At 71.8% G+C, this 15,944-nt stretch carries 12 protein-coding genes and 1 pseudogene; 11 read left to right on the top strand and 2 right to left on the bottom strand.

Going from position 1 to position 15,944, the window contains the following annotated elements; translation table 11 throughout:
• Nucleotides 1-216 precede the first annotated feature (216 nt).
• Both ACFC79_RS11910 and ACFC79_RS11905 read left to right on the top strand, forming a co-directional pair.
• Nucleotides 217-828, top strand: a pseudogene (locus ACFC79_RS11910) (GNAT family N-acetyltransferase); the annotation flags it as partial.
• 103 nt (nt 829-931) lie between these two features.
• Complete coding sequence (locus ACFC79_RS11905) at nt 932-1,459, top strand: GNAT family N-acetyltransferase (protein ID WP_376238453.1); 528 nt, start codon at nt 932-934, stop codon at nt 1,457-1,459.
• Nucleotides 1,460-1,597: 138 nt separating this feature from the next.
• On the opposite strand, the gene ACFC79_RS11900 is transcribed toward ACFC79_RS11905, so the two are convergent.
• Nucleotides 1,598-3,364, bottom strand: a complete 1,767-nt coding sequence (locus ACFC79_RS11900) for a dolichyl-phosphate-mannose--protein mannosyltransferase (protein WP_376238450.1) — start codon at nt 3,362-3,364, stop codon at nt 1,598-1,600.
• Nucleotides 3,365-3,444: 80 nt separating this feature from the next.
• Between ACFC79_RS11900 and rsmI the strand changes: the two genes are divergently transcribed.
• The 5 genes from rsmI (at nt 3,445) to ACFC79_RS11875 (ending at nt 8,121) form a co-directional block, all read left to right on the top strand.
• Nucleotides 3,445-4,305: a 16S rRNA (cytidine(1402)-2'-O)-methyltransferase gene (gene rsmI, locus ACFC79_RS11895; protein ID WP_376238448.1), complete on the top strand. Its 861-nt coding sequence runs from the start codon at nt 3,445-3,447 to the stop codon at nt 4,303-4,305.
• 287 nt (nt 4,306-4,592) lie between these two features.
• On the top strand, nt 4,593-4,982 hold the full coding sequence (locus tag ACFC79_RS11890) for a hypothetical protein (RefSeq protein ID WP_376238445.1): 390 nt from the start codon (nt 4,593-4,595) through the stop codon (nt 4,980-4,982).
• Between the two features lie 94 nt (nt 4,983-5,076).
• Nucleotides 5,077-5,943: a TatD family hydrolase gene (locus tag ACFC79_RS11885; protein WP_376238443.1), complete on the top strand. Its 867-nt coding sequence runs from the start codon at nt 5,077-5,079 to the stop codon at nt 5,941-5,943.
• Between the two features lie 283 nt (nt 5,944-6,226).
• Nucleotides 6,227-7,228: a 16S rRNA (adenine(1518)-N(6)/adenine(1519)-N(6))-dimethyltransferase RsmA gene (gene rsmA, locus ACFC79_RS11880; RefSeq protein WP_376238440.1), complete on the top strand. Its 1,002-nt coding sequence runs from the start codon at nt 6,227-6,229 to the stop codon at nt 7,226-7,228.
• The gene (locus ACFC79_RS11875; RefSeq protein ID WP_376238438.1) at nt 7,225-8,121 is read left to right on the top strand and encodes a 4-(cytidine 5'-diphospho)-2-C-methyl-D-erythritol kinase; all 897 of its coding nucleotides are present in this window, start codon (nt 7,225-7,227) and stop codon (nt 8,119-8,121) included. Before rsmA ends, ACFC79_RS11875 begins: the two co-directional genes overlap by 4 nt.
• 102 nt (nt 8,122-8,223) lie before the next feature.
• On the opposite strand, the gene ACFC79_RS11870 is transcribed toward ACFC79_RS11875, so the two are convergent.
• Complete coding sequence (locus ACFC79_RS11870) at nt 8,224-8,835, bottom strand: lipoprotein (protein WP_376238435.1); 612 nt, start codon at nt 8,833-8,835, stop codon at nt 8,224-8,226.
• A 375-nt stretch (nt 8,836-9,210) separates the two neighbouring features.
• On the opposite strand from ACFC79_RS11870, the gene ACFC79_RS11865 reads away from it, so the two are divergent.
• The 4 genes from ACFC79_RS11865 (at nt 9,211) to ACFC79_RS11850 (ending at nt 15,722) form a co-directional block, all read left to right on the top strand.
• Complete coding sequence (locus ACFC79_RS11865) at nt 9,211-11,031, top strand: ABC-F family ATP-binding cassette domain-containing protein (RefSeq protein ID WP_376238432.1); 1,821 nt, start codon at nt 9,211-9,213, stop codon at nt 11,029-11,031.
• A gap of 169 nt (nt 11,032-11,200) precedes the next feature.
• Complete coding sequence (locus ACFC79_RS11860; RefSeq protein ID WP_376238429.1) at nt 11,201-11,365, top strand: hypothetical protein; 165 nt, start codon at nt 11,201-11,203, stop codon at nt 11,363-11,365.
• Nucleotides 11,366-11,681: 316 nt separating this feature from the next.
• Entirely contained in the window at nt 11,682-13,622 is a 1,941-nt protein-coding gene (locus ACFC79_RS11855) for a PQQ-binding-like beta-propeller repeat protein (protein WP_376238426.1), read from the top strand.
• A 144-nt stretch (nt 13,623-13,766) separates the two neighbouring features.
• Nucleotides 13,767-15,722, top strand: coding sequence for a PQQ-binding-like beta-propeller repeat protein (locus tag ACFC79_RS11850; protein ID WP_376238423.1), 1,956 nt, complete (start codon nt 13,767-13,769; stop codon nt 15,720-15,722).
• Nucleotides 15,723-15,944: the final 222 nt, after the last annotated feature.

Here is a 15,944-nt window from a genome sequence, read left to right as displayed (position 1 = left end):
CAGCCGACTACTGGGCGCTGCACGCCTGTTGGAAGGCTACACCCGGTCAGGTAGTCGCACTGCCCGCTTCTGTGGGAAGTGTGCAGGCGTGGCCGCATACCAGATGACTGGCAGGAAATGCCTTCCCGGGGCAATAGCCCACAGTGATCGACTTCGGGATCCGAAGGCGGTCGGGGCGAGGTGAGGCGATCTCCCCGAACTTTCCCGTAATCGCTGGTGGGCGCGCGGCGACGGCCGATTCCCCGAGTTCTCGGTTGCCTCGGGCAGGGAAGGCATTCCTCGCCGCGTCGTCGGAACGCTCGCACGCATCCGGAATTCCGTATCCGGGCTCCCCTCTGCCCTGGGACGCATCACAGCCGACGCCGCGCGCCGATCCGCCGCGGACGACGGGACAGCCGTCAATGCCGTGACCACACGCCTACCGGCCTTTCGATATCCCTTTGCCGAGGGGCGGTGGGCCGTCCGCGTCGTTCCGGACCGGCGCTGTCGACGAGGAGGTGTGGAGCACATGCGCAGGAGTGCCCAGCAGTTGAGCCCGCGTACCGGCCTTTGCCCCCTCCCCACGACGGAGACACCTTGTCGATTCGCATCACCCCACTGACCGACCCCGCCCACAGGCCGTACAGCAGACGTCACGCGTGGCTGGCGTCCGACGCCGATGCCATCCCTGTCGGGACGGCCTTTCTGCGCCTGTTCACCGATCCCGGACAGGAGCACCTTGCCGAACTGACCCTCCAGGTACACCCCGCGGAGCGCCGCAAGCGCGTCGGTTCCCGGCTCCTCGACGCCGCCGTGGCCGCGGCCCGGGACGAAGCCCGTCGTTGCGTCACCGCGCAGGCCGATGCCGGCTCGCCCGGCGACACCTTCCTGACGGCACACGGCTTCCGCAAGGTCCTCACCCTGAGGTTCTCCCGATTGCCCCCTGGCCGACGTGCGCACCGCCGCCCTCGCCGAGATCATCGAGCGTCCGCATCCCGGCTACCGGCTGGTGTCATGGCAGGGAACCGTCCCCGACGGCCTCGCCCGGACGTTCGCCGCCTCACGCCGTGCGATGGACGACATGCCCATGGGCGACACCGACTACGGCACGATGTTCTGGGACGTGGACCGGGTCCGGGCCGTTGCGAGGGCCGTCGAGCAGCGGGGCGATCGGCTGCACACCGTCGTCGCCGTCACCGCCTCCGACGGCACGATCGCCGGGTTCACCGAACTCGTCGTCCCCGGCAACGGAACGGGTGACGGCCAGCACTACGGCACCGGTGTGCTGCCCGAGCACCGCGGGCACGGCCTCGGCCGATGGATGAAGGCCGAGTCGATCCGGCAGGCCCACGAGCGGTATCCGGAGCTCGGTGGCCTTCTGGCCGACACCGCGAGCGACAACACACACATGAGACAGATCAACGACGGTCTCGGCTACACGCCCACGCACACGACACACCAGTACCAACTCGACCTCTAGCGGAAAACGGACGGGTCGGACGCGGCATCGCCCCCGCCCGGCCCGTCGGCGCTTTCGACATGCGCCCCGGCACCGAGGAAGGCCGACAACCACCGAGGGGCCGCAGTCGACCGCGGCCCCTCGGTGGTTCCTGCCCAGCTAGATCCAGGTGTCCAGCCACATCCGTTCGCGCCAGGCATCGTCCGGGATCGGGGTGCCCGTGTAGATCGGCCAGAAGTAGATGAAGTTCCAGACGATCAGCAGGACCAGGACGCCCGCCGCGACCGCGCCGAGCGTGCGTCTGCGCTCGCCGGACGGGTCGCCGGTCATCAGACCGATCTCCCGGGCCGGGCCCGTGCCGGCCGCCGGGCCCAGCATCGCGCCGATCATCATCGTCACCGCCAGACACAGGAACGGCACGAACACCACCGCGTAGAACAGGAAGATCGTCCGCTCCTGGTACAGGAACCAGGGCAGCCAGCCCGCCGCGACGCCGCAGGCGATCGCCCCGGCCCGCCAGTCGCGCCGGAAGATCCACCGCCACAGCACGTACACCAGGGCGAAGCACGCTGCCCACCACAGCAGCGGCGTACCGATGGCCAGCACCTCGCGGGAGCACTTGCCGGTCGCCGAGGCCGCGCAGCCCGGTTCCTCGGCCCAGAAGTACGAGACCGGCCGGCCGAGCACGATCCAGCTCCACGGATTGGACTGGTAGGTGTGGCCGGAGGTCAGGTTCACGTGGAATTCGTAGACCTGGTACTCGTAGTGCCACAGGCTGCGCAGCCAGTCCGGCAGCCAGGTCCAGTTGCCGCCGCTGCCGTCGCCCTCGGCCCAGTCGCGGTAGTAGCCGCGGCCGGTGACGATCCAGCCGGTCCAGGAGGCGAGATAGGTGCCGATCGCGACCGGGACCGTCGAGACGAAGGCCGGCAGCAGGTCCCGCCTCAGCACCGCCGCGTACGGGCGCACCGCGCCCGCCGTGCGCCGTGCGCCCACGTCCCACAGCACCGTCATCAGACCGAAGGCGACGAGGGTGTACAGGCCGTTCCACTTGGTGGCGAAGGCCAGCCCCAGCATCAGGCCGGCGACCAGCCGCCACGGACGCAGCCCGAGCCGCAGGTGCTCCGCGACCTCGGCGTCCGGGCGCAGCACCCCCTCCTCGTCCACCGGCAGCGCGGCGGAGAGTCTGCGCCGCGCCCAGTCGCGGTCGATCAGCAGCGCGCCGAACGCCGCCACCACGAAGAACATCAGCACCAGGTCGAGCAGCGCGGTGCGGCTCATCACGAAGTGCAGACCATCGACGGCCAGCAGCGTGCCCGCCAGGCATCCCAGGAACGTCGAACGGAACAGCCGCCGCCCGATCCGGCACAGCATCAGCACCGACAGCGTGCCGAGCACCGCGACCATGAACCGCCAGCCGAACGGCGTGAAGCCGAAGAGCTGCTCGCCGAACCCGATGATCCACTTGCCGACCGGCGGGTGCACCACATAGCCCGGGTCGGCCGGGACGGGCACCTGCGACGGGTCGGCGAGGATCAGCTTGTCGACGTCCTTGGGCCAGTTCCCCTCGTAGCCCTGGTTGACCAGGGCCCAGGAGTCCTTGGCGTAGTACGTCTCGTCGAATATCAGCGCGTGCGGGCTGCCCAGCTTCCAGAACCGCAGCACCCCGGCGACCAGTGCCACCAGCAGCGGCCCGCCCCACGCGGACCAGCGCACCAGGCGGTCGGCCATGCCCGGGGACACTCCGAGCACCGACCACAGCTGGGCGCCGGGCCGGGTGTACGGCGGGACAAGCCGCTCGCGCAGCCCGATCCCGGGCCGTGGCACATGGCCGAAGCGGCGCAGCCGCCGCTGCCACGCGGGCGGCTCCTCGCCGTGCGGATTCCCGGCGTCTTGGCCCGGCCGGGCCTCGGGCGCAGTACTCGTCACCGCGCCATCGTAGGGAACGCGCCCGTGCGGGCGCTGTCGCCGGTGCTGCGAGGATGACTCATGTGACTGGAACGACTGGAATGACTGGAACGCTGGTACTCGCGGGAACCCCCATCGGGGACGTGGCGGACGCCCCGCCCCGGCTCGCCGCCGAGCTGGAGTCGGCCGACGTCGTCGCCGCCGAGGACACCCGACGGCTGCGCCGCCTGACCCAGGCGCTCGGCATCCACACCACGGGACGGGTCGTCTCCTACTTCGAGGGCAACGAGTCGGCCCGTACCCCCGAACTCGTCGAGGCGCTGTCCGGTGGCGCCCGCGTGCTGCTGGTCACGGACGCCGGGATGCCGTCCGTCTCCGACCCCGGCTACCGGCTCGTCGCCGCGGCCGTGGAGCAGGGCATCAGGGTCACCGCGGTGCCCGGCCCGTCCGCGGTGCTCACCGCACTCGCCCTGTCCGCGCTGCCCGTGGACCGGTTCTGCTTCGAGGGCTTCCTGCCGCGCAAGGCGGGCGAGCGGCTCGGCAGGCTCCGGGAGGTCGCCGACGAGCGGCGCACCATGGTCTTCTTCGAGGCCCCGCACCGGCTCGACGACACCCTCGCGGCGATGGCCGAGGTCTTCGGCGCCGACCGCAGGGCGGCCGTGTGCCGGGAGCTGACCAAGACGTACGAGGAGGTGAAGCGCGGCCCGCTGGGTGAACTGGCGGCCTGGGCCGCGGAAGGCGTGCGCGGCGAGATCACCGTCGTCGTCGAGGGCGCCGCCGACACCGGCCCGGAGGAACTCGACGCCGAGGAGCTGGTGCGCAGGGTGCGGGTGCGCGAGGAGGCGGGGGAGCGGCGCAAGGAGGCGATCGCCGCCGTCGCCGCGGCGGCGGGACTGCCCAAGCGTGAGGTCTTCGACGCGGTCGTGGCGGCGAAGAACGCGGCGCGGACCAAGCCCGCGTAGACCCGCGATGCCGTGGGCCGGGGCCGTGCGGACCAGCGGCGCCGTAGCCGCGCGATGCCGCGGTCCGGCCCCGCGTGGGCCCGCAACGCTGTGGACCGGCCCCGCGTAATGCAAAGGACTATCGTGAAAAAAGGAAAGCGCGAGTCGCGTAGGCGGCCTTTCTGCCACGAGAAGGCCAAAAACGCTCCAACACTCGACAGGGCCTGATGCGCTCCCGCCGGTGCGGGCGTCCACTGGTTCGGGGACGCACTCTCCGGAGTGCTTGTCCGGCGGACAAAGGAGCAGGCATGAGTGAGATCGCAGCAACCACCGTGCACGAGGCATATGCCTTCGCCTGCATGAGGTGCGGATACGGCTGGGAACAGGCATACGAGATAGAGCATCACGTCGACGGTTCCCACAACCCCTTCATCATCTACAAGGCGGACGGGGAACGGGTGCCGTCACCCCTTTCCAGGCCCACCTGCACGAACTGCGGCGGCCACGTGGTCCGGATCATGCGCGCCGGCCGGGTGTCGACAGTTCAGCAGCTCCTCCGCCACACCCAGCCGGACCCGTCGGCGGCCGGGAACGTCACCCCCCGGGAGGACGGGGCCGCGGCCGCGACCGCCGCGTCCACGGGGGCGGAGCGCCACTGGCACCTGTCCGACCTGCTGCATCCCTTCCACCGCAAGTAGCGCCCCCGCCCCCGAGCAGCGCAAGCAGCGCCCCCTCCCGCCCGCGGCTCGGCCACGCGCGGGCGCCCGGCGCCGCCCTCGTACGATCGTCGGCATGAGCCGTACCGAAGCCCCGCCGCTGCCCGAACCCCTCCGGGTACCGGTCGCCGATTCGCACACCCACCTGGACATGCAGGACGGCACCGTCGAGGAGGGCCTGGCCAGGGCCGCCGCGGTCAACGTGACCACCGTGGTCCAGGTGGGCTGCGACGTGGCCGGTTCGCGGTGGGCCGCCGAGACAGCCGCCGCGCACCCGAACGTGCACGCGGCGGTCGCCCTCCACCCCAACGAGGCGCCACGCATCGTGCACGGGGACCCGGAGGGCCGGTCGCGGCAGGGGGTGCGGCAGGGCGGCGGGACGGCCGCGCTGCACGAGGCGCTCGCCGAGATCGACGCACTCGCCGCGCTCGACCACGTACGCGGGGTCGGCGAGACCGGGCTCGACCGCTTCCGCACCGGCCCGGAGGGCATGGCCGCCCAGGAGGAGTCGTTCCGGGCGCACATCGAGATCGCCAAGCGGCACGGCAAGGCGCTCGTCATCCACGACCGCGAGGCCCACGCCGACGTGCTGCGCATCCTCGCGGACGCGGGCGCGCCGGAGCGGACCGTGTTCCACTGCTACTCCGGCGACGCCGACATGGCCCGGATCTGCGCGGACGCCGGGTACTTCATGTCCTTCGCCGGCAACGTCACCTTCAAGAACGCCCAGCCGCTGCGCGACGTGCTCGCGGTCGCCCCGACGGAGCTGGTCCTCGTCGAGACGGACGCGCCCTTCCTGACCCCCGCCCCGTACCGGGGCAGGCCGAACGCGCCCTACCTCGTCCCGGTCACGCTGCGGGCCATGGCGGAGGTGAAGGGCCTCGACGAGGACACCCTCGCCGAGGCCGTCGCCGACAACACCGCGCGCGCCTTCGACTATTGACGGTGGCCGGTCGCCGGTCGCCGACACGGGACACCCCGGTGCGCGCCTGCGACTGCTGACGGCGGCGGGTCGTCGACACGGGACACCCACTGTGCGCGCCTTCGGCTGCTGACGGCGGCCGGTCGTCGGGCGTGCACGGCGAAGCGCCTCACGACCCGGGGAGCAAGAGGGAGCGCATCGAGGCGGAACGGTGAGCGGCGTCGTGCGGCTTCGCGTCCGGGGCGGAGTCGCGGGGCGTCGGGAGCCCGCTGCCTCCTGCTCCCCGGGTCGTTACGCTTACCGGGTGAGCACCACTGAGCCCGACGCCCTCCTGGGCCCCGCAGACATCCGCGAGCTGGCGGCCGCCCTGGGCGTACGCCCGACGAAGCAGCGCGGCCAGAACTTCGTCATCGACGCCAACACGGTCCGCCGGATCGTGCGCACGGCGGAGGTCCGCCCGGACGACGTCGTCGTCGAGGTCGGCCCGGGGCTCGGCTCGCTGACGCTGGCGCTGCTGGAGGCGGCGGACCGGGTCGTCGCCGTCGAGATCGACGACGTGCTGGCGGCGGCCCTGCCGAGCACGGTCGCCGCCCGGATGCCGGAGCGCGCCGACCGGTTCGCCCTGGTGCACTCCGACGCGATGCTGGTCCGGGAGCTGCCGGGCCCGGCGCCGACCGCACTGGTCGCCAACCTGCCGTACAACGTCGCGGTGCCGGTGCTGCTGACCATGCTGGAACGGTTCCCGTCCATCGAGCGGACCCTCGTGATGGTCCAGGCCGAGGTCGCCGACCGGCTCGCCGCCCGGCCCGGCAACAAGGTCTACGGCGTCCCGTCGGTGAAGGCCAACTGGTACGCGGACGTCAAGCGCGCCGGGTCGATCGGCCGCAACGTCTTCTGGCCCGCCCCGAACGTCGACTCCGGTCTGGTCTCGCTGGTCCGCCGCACCGAACCGGTCACGACCGGCGCGAGCCGGACCGAGGTCTTCGCCGTCGTCGACGCGGCCTTCGCCCAGCGGCGCAAGACACTGCGGGCGGCCCTGGCCGGCTGGGCCGGCTCCGCGTCCGCCGCCGAAGCCGCCCTGGTCGCGGCGGGAATCTCGCCGCAGGCACGCGGCGAGGGCCTGACGGTCGAGGAGTTCGCCGCCATCGCCGAGCACAAGCCCGGCCGGGCGGCCGAGAGCCCCGCCGACGCCGACCGGCCCGCCGATCCTTCGACATCCGCGACCGCCGGGCCCACCCCGGCCGGGACCGCCGAACGCCAGTCCTCCGAAACCGCCGAGCACCAGTCCTCCCGGAGCGCCGAGTGAGCGTCACCGTACGCGTACCCGCCAAGGTCAACGTCCAGCTCGCCGTCGGCGCCGCACGCCCCGACGGCTTCCACGACCTCGCCAACGTCTTCCTCGCCGTCGGCCTGTACGACGAGGTCACCGTCACCCCCTCCGACCGGCTGCGCGTCACCTGCACCGGCCCGGACGCGGCGAAGGTCCCCCTGGACGGGACGAACCTCGCCGCACGCGCCGCGATCGCCCTCGCCGAACGGCGCGGCATCGCACCCGACGTGCACATCCACATCGCCAAGGACATCCCCGTCGCGGGCGGCATGGCGGGCGGCAGCGCCGACGGCGCCGCCGCGCTGCTCGCCTGCGACACCCTCTGGTCCACCGATGCCGGGCGCGACGAGCTCCTCGCCATCTGCGCCGAACTGGGCAGCGACGTCCCGTTCAGCCTGGTCGGCGGCGGCGCCCTCGGCGTCGGCCGGGGCGAACGGCTGACGCCCGTCGAGGTCGGCGGCACCTTCCACTGGGTCTTCGCGGTCGCCGACGGCGGGCTCTCCACCCCGGCCGTCTACGGCGAATTCGACCGTCTCACCGCCGGCACGGACGTCCCGGCCCCTGCCGCGTCCCCCGCGCTCCTGGACGCGCTGCGGACCGGTGATGCCGCCGCCCTCGCGGACGCCCTGAGCAACGACCTCCAGCCCGCAGCGCTCTCCCTGCGTCCCGCACTCGCCGACACCCTCGCCGCGGGCACCGCGGCCGGTGCGTCGGCCGCTCTCGTCTCGGGCTCCGGGCCGACCACCGCGTTCCTGGTGGCGGACGAGGAGTCGGCACGGAAGGTGGCCGAGGCCCTGATCGCCTCGGGGACCTGCCGCGACGCCCGGATCGCGGTGTCCCCGGCACCGGGCGCCACCGTACTGAACTGATCCGAACCGGCCCCGGGGCCCGCGGCACGCCCCGGGCTCGGAGGTGCCCAGGCTCCGAGTGGCCCCGGGGCTCGGCGGGGCCCCGGGCTCCGCGGCGGGCCGTCAGCCCAGTCGCAGGGTCTTCCTCGCCAGCTCGTACGCCGGGAGCATCGCCTCGTGCTCCTGCGCGTCCAGCCCGCCCAGATGGATCACGACCGGCCCGTCCGGGGTGGCGACGGCGAAGGCCCGTTCCTTCTTGGGCCCGTCCAGAACCTCGCTGACGACCGTGTACGCGGCCTCGGTCGAGGGCAGGTCACCGGCCCTGCCCTCGGTGTACGTGATCTTCTCGGCCCCGGGCTCGTCGGCCACGAAGGCTTCCAGGACCTGGCGCGGTGTCCGGTCCGATTTCTCGCCCTGCCAGACCCGCAGAAAACCGATGTGCCCGGCAGGCTTCGCATCGATCTCGCAGGCCATGGTGGTGCCGCCCCGCACCCCCAGCGCGGCGGCGAGCTCGGAGTCCGGGGCGACGTCGACAGCCTTCGGTTTCCAGGACGCCGCGAGGTCGAAGGCGACGGGCAGCGGGCAGGCCGAACCGGAACCGCCGACCGTGCCGCCCTTCGCGGCGACCTTCCCGGCCGCCCCCGCCTCCGCCCCCGCGCCCGCCTCCGTCTGCTCCGCCAGCTCGCCGGCCGGCCTCGCGTCCCCGGAGCCCTTGCCCGATGCCGGTGCAGGCAATGCGCCCGGATCCTGCGATCCCGACGAGCAGCCCGTCAGCACGGCCGTCGCGAGCAACGCCCCTGCCACCGCCTGCCGCCACGGTCTTCGTACGGCACTCCGTACGGCACTCCGTACGGAGTCGTGGCCGATCGACTTCCCCATAGTTCCTGAGCCCCTGAATTCCTGAGTTTCCGCCCCTTGAACGGCCGGACATCTTCCGATCGAGACCCCGGCCGTTCACCGACTGTAAGGGCGGCGGCGAGCGGCGACCGGACTCCCTCGCGATCGCCGACGACGGCGTCGAGGGTCCGGGGGAGGCAAGGGCACACGGACGGCGCACCGCCCCGGCCCCGTACCCTGGGAAGCCGATCGAGTCCCCGGGGCAGGAGTGAAATGGCCGTCAATCTGATCAATGTCGAGCAGGCAAGCAAGGTGTACGGCACCCGTGCCCTGCTCGACGGTGTGTCCCTCGGAGTGTCCGAGGGGGACCGGATCGGTGTCGTGGGCCGCAACGGCGACGGCAAGACGACCCTCATCCGGATGCTCGCCAGGCTGGAGGAGGCGGACAGCGGACGCGTCACCCACAGCGGCGGACTGCGCCTGGGCGTGCTCACCCAGCACGATTCGCTCGACCCGCAGGCGACCATCCGCCACGAGGTGATCGGCGATCTCGCCGACCACGAATGGGCGGGCAGCGCCAAGATCCGCGACGTGCTCACCGGCCTCTTCGGCGGGCTCGCCCTGCCCGGCTTCGAGCACGGCCTGGACACCGTCATCGCCCCGCTCTCCGGTGGTGAGCGACGCCGGATCGCGCTGGCCAAGCTGCTCATCGCGGAGCAGGACCTGATCGTCCTCGACGAGCCCACCAACCATCTCGACGTCGAGGGCATCTCCTGGCTCGCAGGGCATCTGCGGGCCCGCCGTTCGGCGCTCGTCTGCGTCACCCACGACCGGTGGTTCCTCGACCAGGTCTGCACCCGCATGTGGGACGTCCAGCGCGGCGCCGTCCACGAGTACGAGGGCGGCTACAGCGACTACGTCTTCGCGCGCGCGGAACGGGAGCGGATCGCCGCGACCGAGGAGACCAAGCGGCAGAACCTGATGCGCAAGGAGCTGGCCTGGCTGCGCCGCGGCGCCCCGGCCCGCACCTCCAAGCCGCGCTACCGCATCGAGGCGGCCAACGAACTCATCGCCGACGTCCCGCCGCCGCGCGACACCAGCGAACTGATGAAGTTCGCCGGCGCCCGGCTCGGCAAGACCGTCTTCGACCTGGAGGACGTGACCGTCCGGGCGGGTACGAAGACCCTGCTCGAACACCTCACCTGGCAGCTCGGCCCCGGCGACCGGATCGGCCTGGTCGGCGTCAACGGCGCGGGCAAGACCTCGCTGCTGCGGGCCCTCGCCGAGGCGGCCCGCACGGAGGGCGACATCCAGCCCACCGCCGGGCGGATCGTCGTCGGCAAGACCGTCAGGCTCGCCTACCTCTCCCAGGAGGTGCGCGAACTCGACCCGAACCTGCGGGTGCTGGAGGCCGTGCAGCAGGTGCGGGACCGGGTCGACCTGGGCAAGGGCCGGGAGATGACCGCCGGGCAGCTCTGCGAGAAGTTCGGGTTCACCAAGGAGAAGCAGTGGACCCCGGTCGGCGACCTCTCCGGCGGCGAGCGGCGACGGCTCCAGATCCTGCGCCTGCTGATGGACGAGCCGAACGTCCTCTTCCTCGACGAGCCCACCAACGACCTCGACATCGAGACCCTGACCCAGCTGGAGGACCTCCTCGACGGCTGGCCCGGATCGATGATCGTGATCTCGCACGACCGGTTCTTCGTCGAGCGGACCACGGACCGGGTGATGGCCCTGCTCGGCGACCGCACGCTGCGGATGCTGCCGCGCGGCATCGACGAGTACCTGGAGCGCAGGCGGCGGATGGAGGAGGCGGCGACCCCCTCCGCCGCCCCCGTCCAGGCGGAGGAGCGGGCCGCCGCCCCGGCTGCGGCGCTCTCCCCGCAGGCCGCCCGCGCGGCGAAGAAGGAACTGCAGAAGGTGGAGCGGCAGCTCGACAAGGTGTCGACGCGCGAGACCGCACTGCACGCCCAGATCGCGGAACACGCCACCGACTTCGAGAAGGTGGCCGAGCTCGACGCCGAACTGCGGGAACTCGTCGCGGAACGCGATGAGTTGGAGATGCGCTGGCTGGAACTGGCCGAGGACGCCTGACCGTCGGACGCCCCGACGCCTGTCCTTCCCGGGCCACTCGCCGTGTGGCGGGTACGGCCCCCCGCCGCAGTCCCCGCCGCAGTCCGGGGCGGCGGGGTCTTCCGGGGCAGGCGCGGCGCGGTCGTCGCAGGCGCGGTCGCGGTCGCGGTCGCGGTCGCGCTGCCGGCAGGTGCCGGGATCTGGTACGGCACGAGCGGCGGTCGACGCCGAACGGGACTTCGCCGATTCCCGGGTCGCCTACCGGGACGCTCGCAGCTTCCTCGTGCAGGCGACGACCAGCGGTGACAACGAGGCGGAGATGTTCATGAAGTCGATGGCGGGCTTCGGGAACTGACGGTCCGGAACATGGTCGGCCGGTGGTGAGGGGGCCGGTCGGCCGGTGTCGCGGGACGTGTCCGGAGGGCCGTCCGAGGCGTAACGAGGGCATCACGGGGCGGTTCTCCCTTGGGAACAGGGGGTGGACCGATCCGGTGGCCGAGGTGTTGCGGGTGGTACAAAGAAGCCCCGCTCGACTGTCGTAACACCGCGGGATCCATGCCCGATTCGCTCCTTTCTGTGGAGTTCAGGGGGTCTTGTCGGACTCTCTGTGCGCCTCGGAATCGCGGGGGAGACCGGAACGGGCACCGGACCGCACGAAGGGGGACGTGCTGATGAGCCAGCCGCCCAGCCAGCAACCGCCGCAGGGGGGCTTCGGCGCGCCACAGGAACCGCCGCAGGGGAGTCCTCAGCCGCCGTCGCCCCAGGGTCCGCCGCCCGCGCAGCCGCCGCAGGCACCCTCGTTCTCGAAGGCCCCGTCGGCGCCGCAGACCCCGCCGCAGACCCCGCCTCCCCCGCAGGCTCCGCCGTCCGCACAGCCCGGTTACGGCTACCCGCAGCAGCCGGGTCAGGCGCCGGGCCAGGCCCCCGGCTACGGCTACCCGCAGCAGTCGGGCCAGCAGCCCGGACCGTACAACCAGCAGCCGGGTCCCTACGGGCAGCAGCCGGGCCCGTACCAGCAGCAGCCCGGCCCCTACGGGCAGCAGCCCGGACCGTACAACCAGCAGCCGGGTCCCTACGGCCAGCAGCCGGGCCCGTACGGCCAGCCCGCGCAGCCCGGTTACGGCTACCCGCAGCAATACCCCGGCGTCCCGGTCCCGGACGGTCAGGGCGGGGGCGGGGCCAAGCGCAAGCCCGCGCTGATCATCGGTGCCGCGGCCGCCGCGCTCCTGGTGATCGGCACCGGTGTCTTCTTCGCCGTGAACGGGGGCGACGACGACAAGAAGCCCGTCGTGGGGAAGAGCGAGGACGCCAAGCCGAGCGGTTCGGCCTCCGCGGACCAGGGCAGTGGCGACGGCGACGGCCGCGACGTCGACGAGGACCTCAACGCCGGACGCCGCGAGGGCGAGGCGAAGGTCCTCTGGCTGACGAAGAACGACATCGACCTGCCGCGCAACGGTTCGAGCGTGTACGGCCCCTGGCTCGTCGGCGACATGGTCGTCAAGGGCATGTACCGCGGGATATCCGGCTACTCCCTGGCCGACGGCAAGCCGAAGTGGAGCGTGCAGCTGCCCGCCGATCTGTGCGCCGCACCCGCGCAGACCACCACCGACGGCAAGATCGTCATCGGGGTCAAGAACGGCACCACCAGCAAGGCGGACTGCTCGGACCTCCAGATGATCGACCTCAAGACCGGCAAGGTGGGCTGGAAGAAGTCGATCAAGAAGAACGGCATCTGGGACCTGATGTCGGACATCTCGCTCGCCATCAGCGGCGACACGGTCACCGTCGGCCGTACCGGCAACTCCAACGCCTTCCGGATCAGCGACGGGAAGGAGCTGTTCGGCAAGCAGCCGGGCAACTGCCAGCCGTTCGCCTTCGCCGGAGGGGCGAAGCTGATCGCCGCCTCCAACTGCCGTACCGACGACATCGAGAATCCGCAGCAGCAGATCCAGGAACTCGACCCGGTGACCGGGAAGCCCCGGTGGACGTACCAGCCGAAGCGGGGCTGGGAGGTCGACCGGGTCTACTCGGTGAACCCGCTGGTCGTCTCGCTGAAGAAGGAAAAGGAGTGGAGCATCCTTTCCCTCAGGGAGAACGGCACGCTCCGCTCCGGACTCAACAGCGACAAGGACGACAAGTTCGCGCCGGACTGCGGCAGCACCTTCGCCATCTTCGGCAAGTCCCTGGACGGCTGCACCGGTGTCGCCGCGGACGCGAACACGTTCTACATGGCGACCGCCTCGGACTCCAGCGGCCTCGCCCGTACGAACAAGGTCGTGGCGTTCGACCTGAACACCGGCAGGACCAAGTGGAAGGCCGCGGCCCCGGCCGAGCGCATCGTGAAGCCGCTCCGCATGGAGGGTTCCGACGTGCTGCTCTACGTGGAGGCCGGATACAACAAGGGCGGCGGGATCGCCACGCTCGCCCCGACCGGCGGCGCGCCGAAGATGCTGTTGCAGCACCCGGTGTCGACGTCCCAGATCGAGAGCACCTTCTACAACTCGAAGGTCCTCTACGCGAACGGCCGCTGCGTCATCGCGAGCGGCCGGGTCAGCGCGAGCAACGACAAGGAAGAGCTGGAGACGAAGACCATGATGGCCTTCGGCAACTGACGGTCCACGAGGGCGCCGGAGGCATCGGGCCTCCGGCGCCCGCCGGATCATGACCGGTGGCGGGCCGGTATCCGTACCCGCCGTCGGCCCCGACCGACCCACCGACACTCCTTTTCCCTCCCTTTCCCCCGAGGTACGTACGCCATGACGCAGCCGCCCCAGCCGTCCAACGAACCGCCCCAGGGCGGTTTCGGTGCCCCGCAGGATCCGCCACCGGGTGGGTTCGGCGCCCCGCAGGATCCGCCCCAGGGCGGTTTCGGGGCCCCGACCCCGCCGCCCGCCGACGCCACCCCGCCGGCGGGCCCGTCGCAGCAGCCGGGCCCGGCCCAGGGCAACCCGCAGGGCCAGCCGCCGCAGGGTCAGCCCACGCAGCCCGGTTACGGCAACCCGCAGCCGGGTCAGCAGCCGCCCCAGCCGGGCTACGGCTACCCGCCGCAGGGGCAGCCGCCCCAGCCCGGCTACGGCTACCCGCCGCAGGGCTACGGCGCGCCGCAGGGGCTGCCGCCGGGTCAGCCGCCGCAGCAGGGCTACGGCTTCCCGCACGCCATGCCGCCCGGTCAGCCGCCGCAGCAGGGCTACGGCTACCCGACCGCCCCGATGCAGCAGCAGTACCCGCCGCAGCAGAACGGGAACGGGAACGGCGGCAAGAAGTTCGGCACCCAGATGCAGATCATCGTCGCCGCCGCGGTCGCCGTGGTGCTGATCGTCGGCGCGGGCATCTGGTACGCCGGCAGCGGCGGTGACGACAAGAAGGACGAGGCCGCCCAGTCCAGCGGCGGCACCTCCGACGGCAAGGACAGCGGCAAGGGCAGTGCGCCCGACGGCGCCGGCAAGGAGAAGGCACCGGACAACCCCGCGTCCAAGGTCGCCTTCCAGCTGCCGATGCCGAAGGTCACCGAGGTCACCACGGTCTCCGGCTCCTGGCTGACCGACAAGGCGTACGTCAAGACCGGCATCAACGAGATCGTCGGCTACGACGCGGTCAAGGGCACCAAACTCTGGTCCATACCGCTCGCGGGGCAGCTCTGCGCCGCCTCCCGGCACATGACCGCCGACTACAAGACGGCCATCGCCTTCGAAGAGGGCAAGCCCACCAAGGCCAAGAAGTACCAGCCGTGCAACCAGATCGGCGCGCTGGACCTGAGCACCGGCAAGCTGATGTGGAGCAAGTCCGTGACCGCCGTCACCAGCGGCGACGCACCGGTCAGGTTCGAGGAGGTCACGGTCAGCGGCACCACGGTCGCCGCGGGCGGGAACGAGGGCGGCGCCGCCTTCAACCTGAACACCGGCGCCGAGCTGTGGAAGCCGAAGGCCAGCACCGACGGCTGTTCCGACCGCGGCTACGGCGGCGGCGAGGCGCTCGCCGTGGTCCGCGCCTGTGGAAAGTACGACGACCAGCAGCTCGTCATCCAGGCCCTGAACCCGGCCGACGGCGCCCCGATCTCCTCGTACAAGATGCCGCCCGGCGTCGACTACGCGAACATCGTCTCCACCAAGCCGCTGGTCGTCGCGGCCGACGTCGGCGACACCGCCGGGGACGGCAGCGGCATCTCGGACTTCTTCTCGATCGACGCCTCCACCGGCAAGCTGCTCACCAGGATCGCGGCGGACGCCGACAAGTACGCCGCACGCTGCAAGTCCACCGTGGTCGAGAGCTGCGGCCAGCTGGCGGTCGGCAACAACCGCATCTACCTGCCGACCGAGGGCCACGAGGGCACCGGGGAGTACGGCGACACCAACGAGATCGTCTCGTTCGACCTCACCACGGGCAAGCCGACCAGCGACCGGGCCGACGCGGGCGACCGCTACAAGATGTTCCCGCTGCGCATGGACGGCGGCAACATCATCGCGTACCGGACCCCTCCCTACGACAAGGGCGGCCAGATCGTCTCCATCGACGGCGGAACGTTCAAGCAGACCGTCCTGATGGAGAACCCGGCCGACAGGACCGTCCGTGCCGTGGAGACCGGCTTCACTCCGGACTACTCGGAGTTCCGTTACAACGACGGGCACCTGTACCTGTCCAGCACCATGGTGAGCAAGCCCCACGGCAGCCTGGACACCAGCCGACGTCTGTTCGTCAGCTTCGGCAGGGAGTGACGCGGCAGCACGAGCGACCACCGCGCAGGTGCGGGGGTGGGGTCCGCCCGGCGGCCCCGCCCCCGCACGCGTATCGGAACGCGTGCACCGTTGAACGGGCACCCCTTTGAACGGGTTTGAACGGGTTTGAACGGGCGCCGTTTTGAACGGGTGCGCCTTTGGCCGATAACGCGTCCGCGGCATCGGCCGAGCGTGTAGCTTGCCGGGTCATGGTGGGCCGGG

The organism is Streptomyces sp. NPDC056061 (assembly GCF_042266885.1).
In the GTDB taxonomy this organism is placed as follows: domain Bacteria; phylum Actinomycetota; class Actinomycetes; order Streptomycetales; family Streptomycetaceae; genus Streptomyces.
Note: the sequence above shows the minus strand (reverse complement) of the source record. Positions and strands in the feature narration are given on the sequence as shown.

Bases quoted from the DNA above. Each gene is read 5' to 3' on its own strand.
- ACFC79_RS11885 (WP_376238443.1), top strand. From the start codon at position 5,077: ATGAGCCGTACCGAAGCCCCGCCGCTGCCCGAACCCCTCCGGGTACCG.
- ACFC79_RS11855 (WP_376238426.1), top strand. From the start codon at position 11,682: ATGAGCCAGCCGCCCAGCCAGCAACCGCCGCAGGGGGGCTTCGGCGCG.
- ACFC79_RS11850 (WP_376238423.1), top strand. From the start codon at position 13,767: ATGACGCAGCCGCCCCAGCCGTCCAACGAACCGCCCCAGGGCGGTTTC.
- ACFC79_RS11865 (WP_376238432.1), top strand. From the start codon at position 9,211: ATGGCCGTCAATCTGATCAATGTCGAGCAGGCAAGCAAGGTGTACGGC.
- ACFC79_RS11890 (WP_376238445.1), top strand. From the start codon at position 4,593: ATGAGTGAGATCGCAGCAACCACCGTGCACGAGGCATATGCCTTCGCC.
- rsmI (WP_376238448.1), top strand. From the start codon at position 3,445: ATGACTGGAACGCTGGTACTCGCGGGAACCCCCATCGGGGACGTGGCG.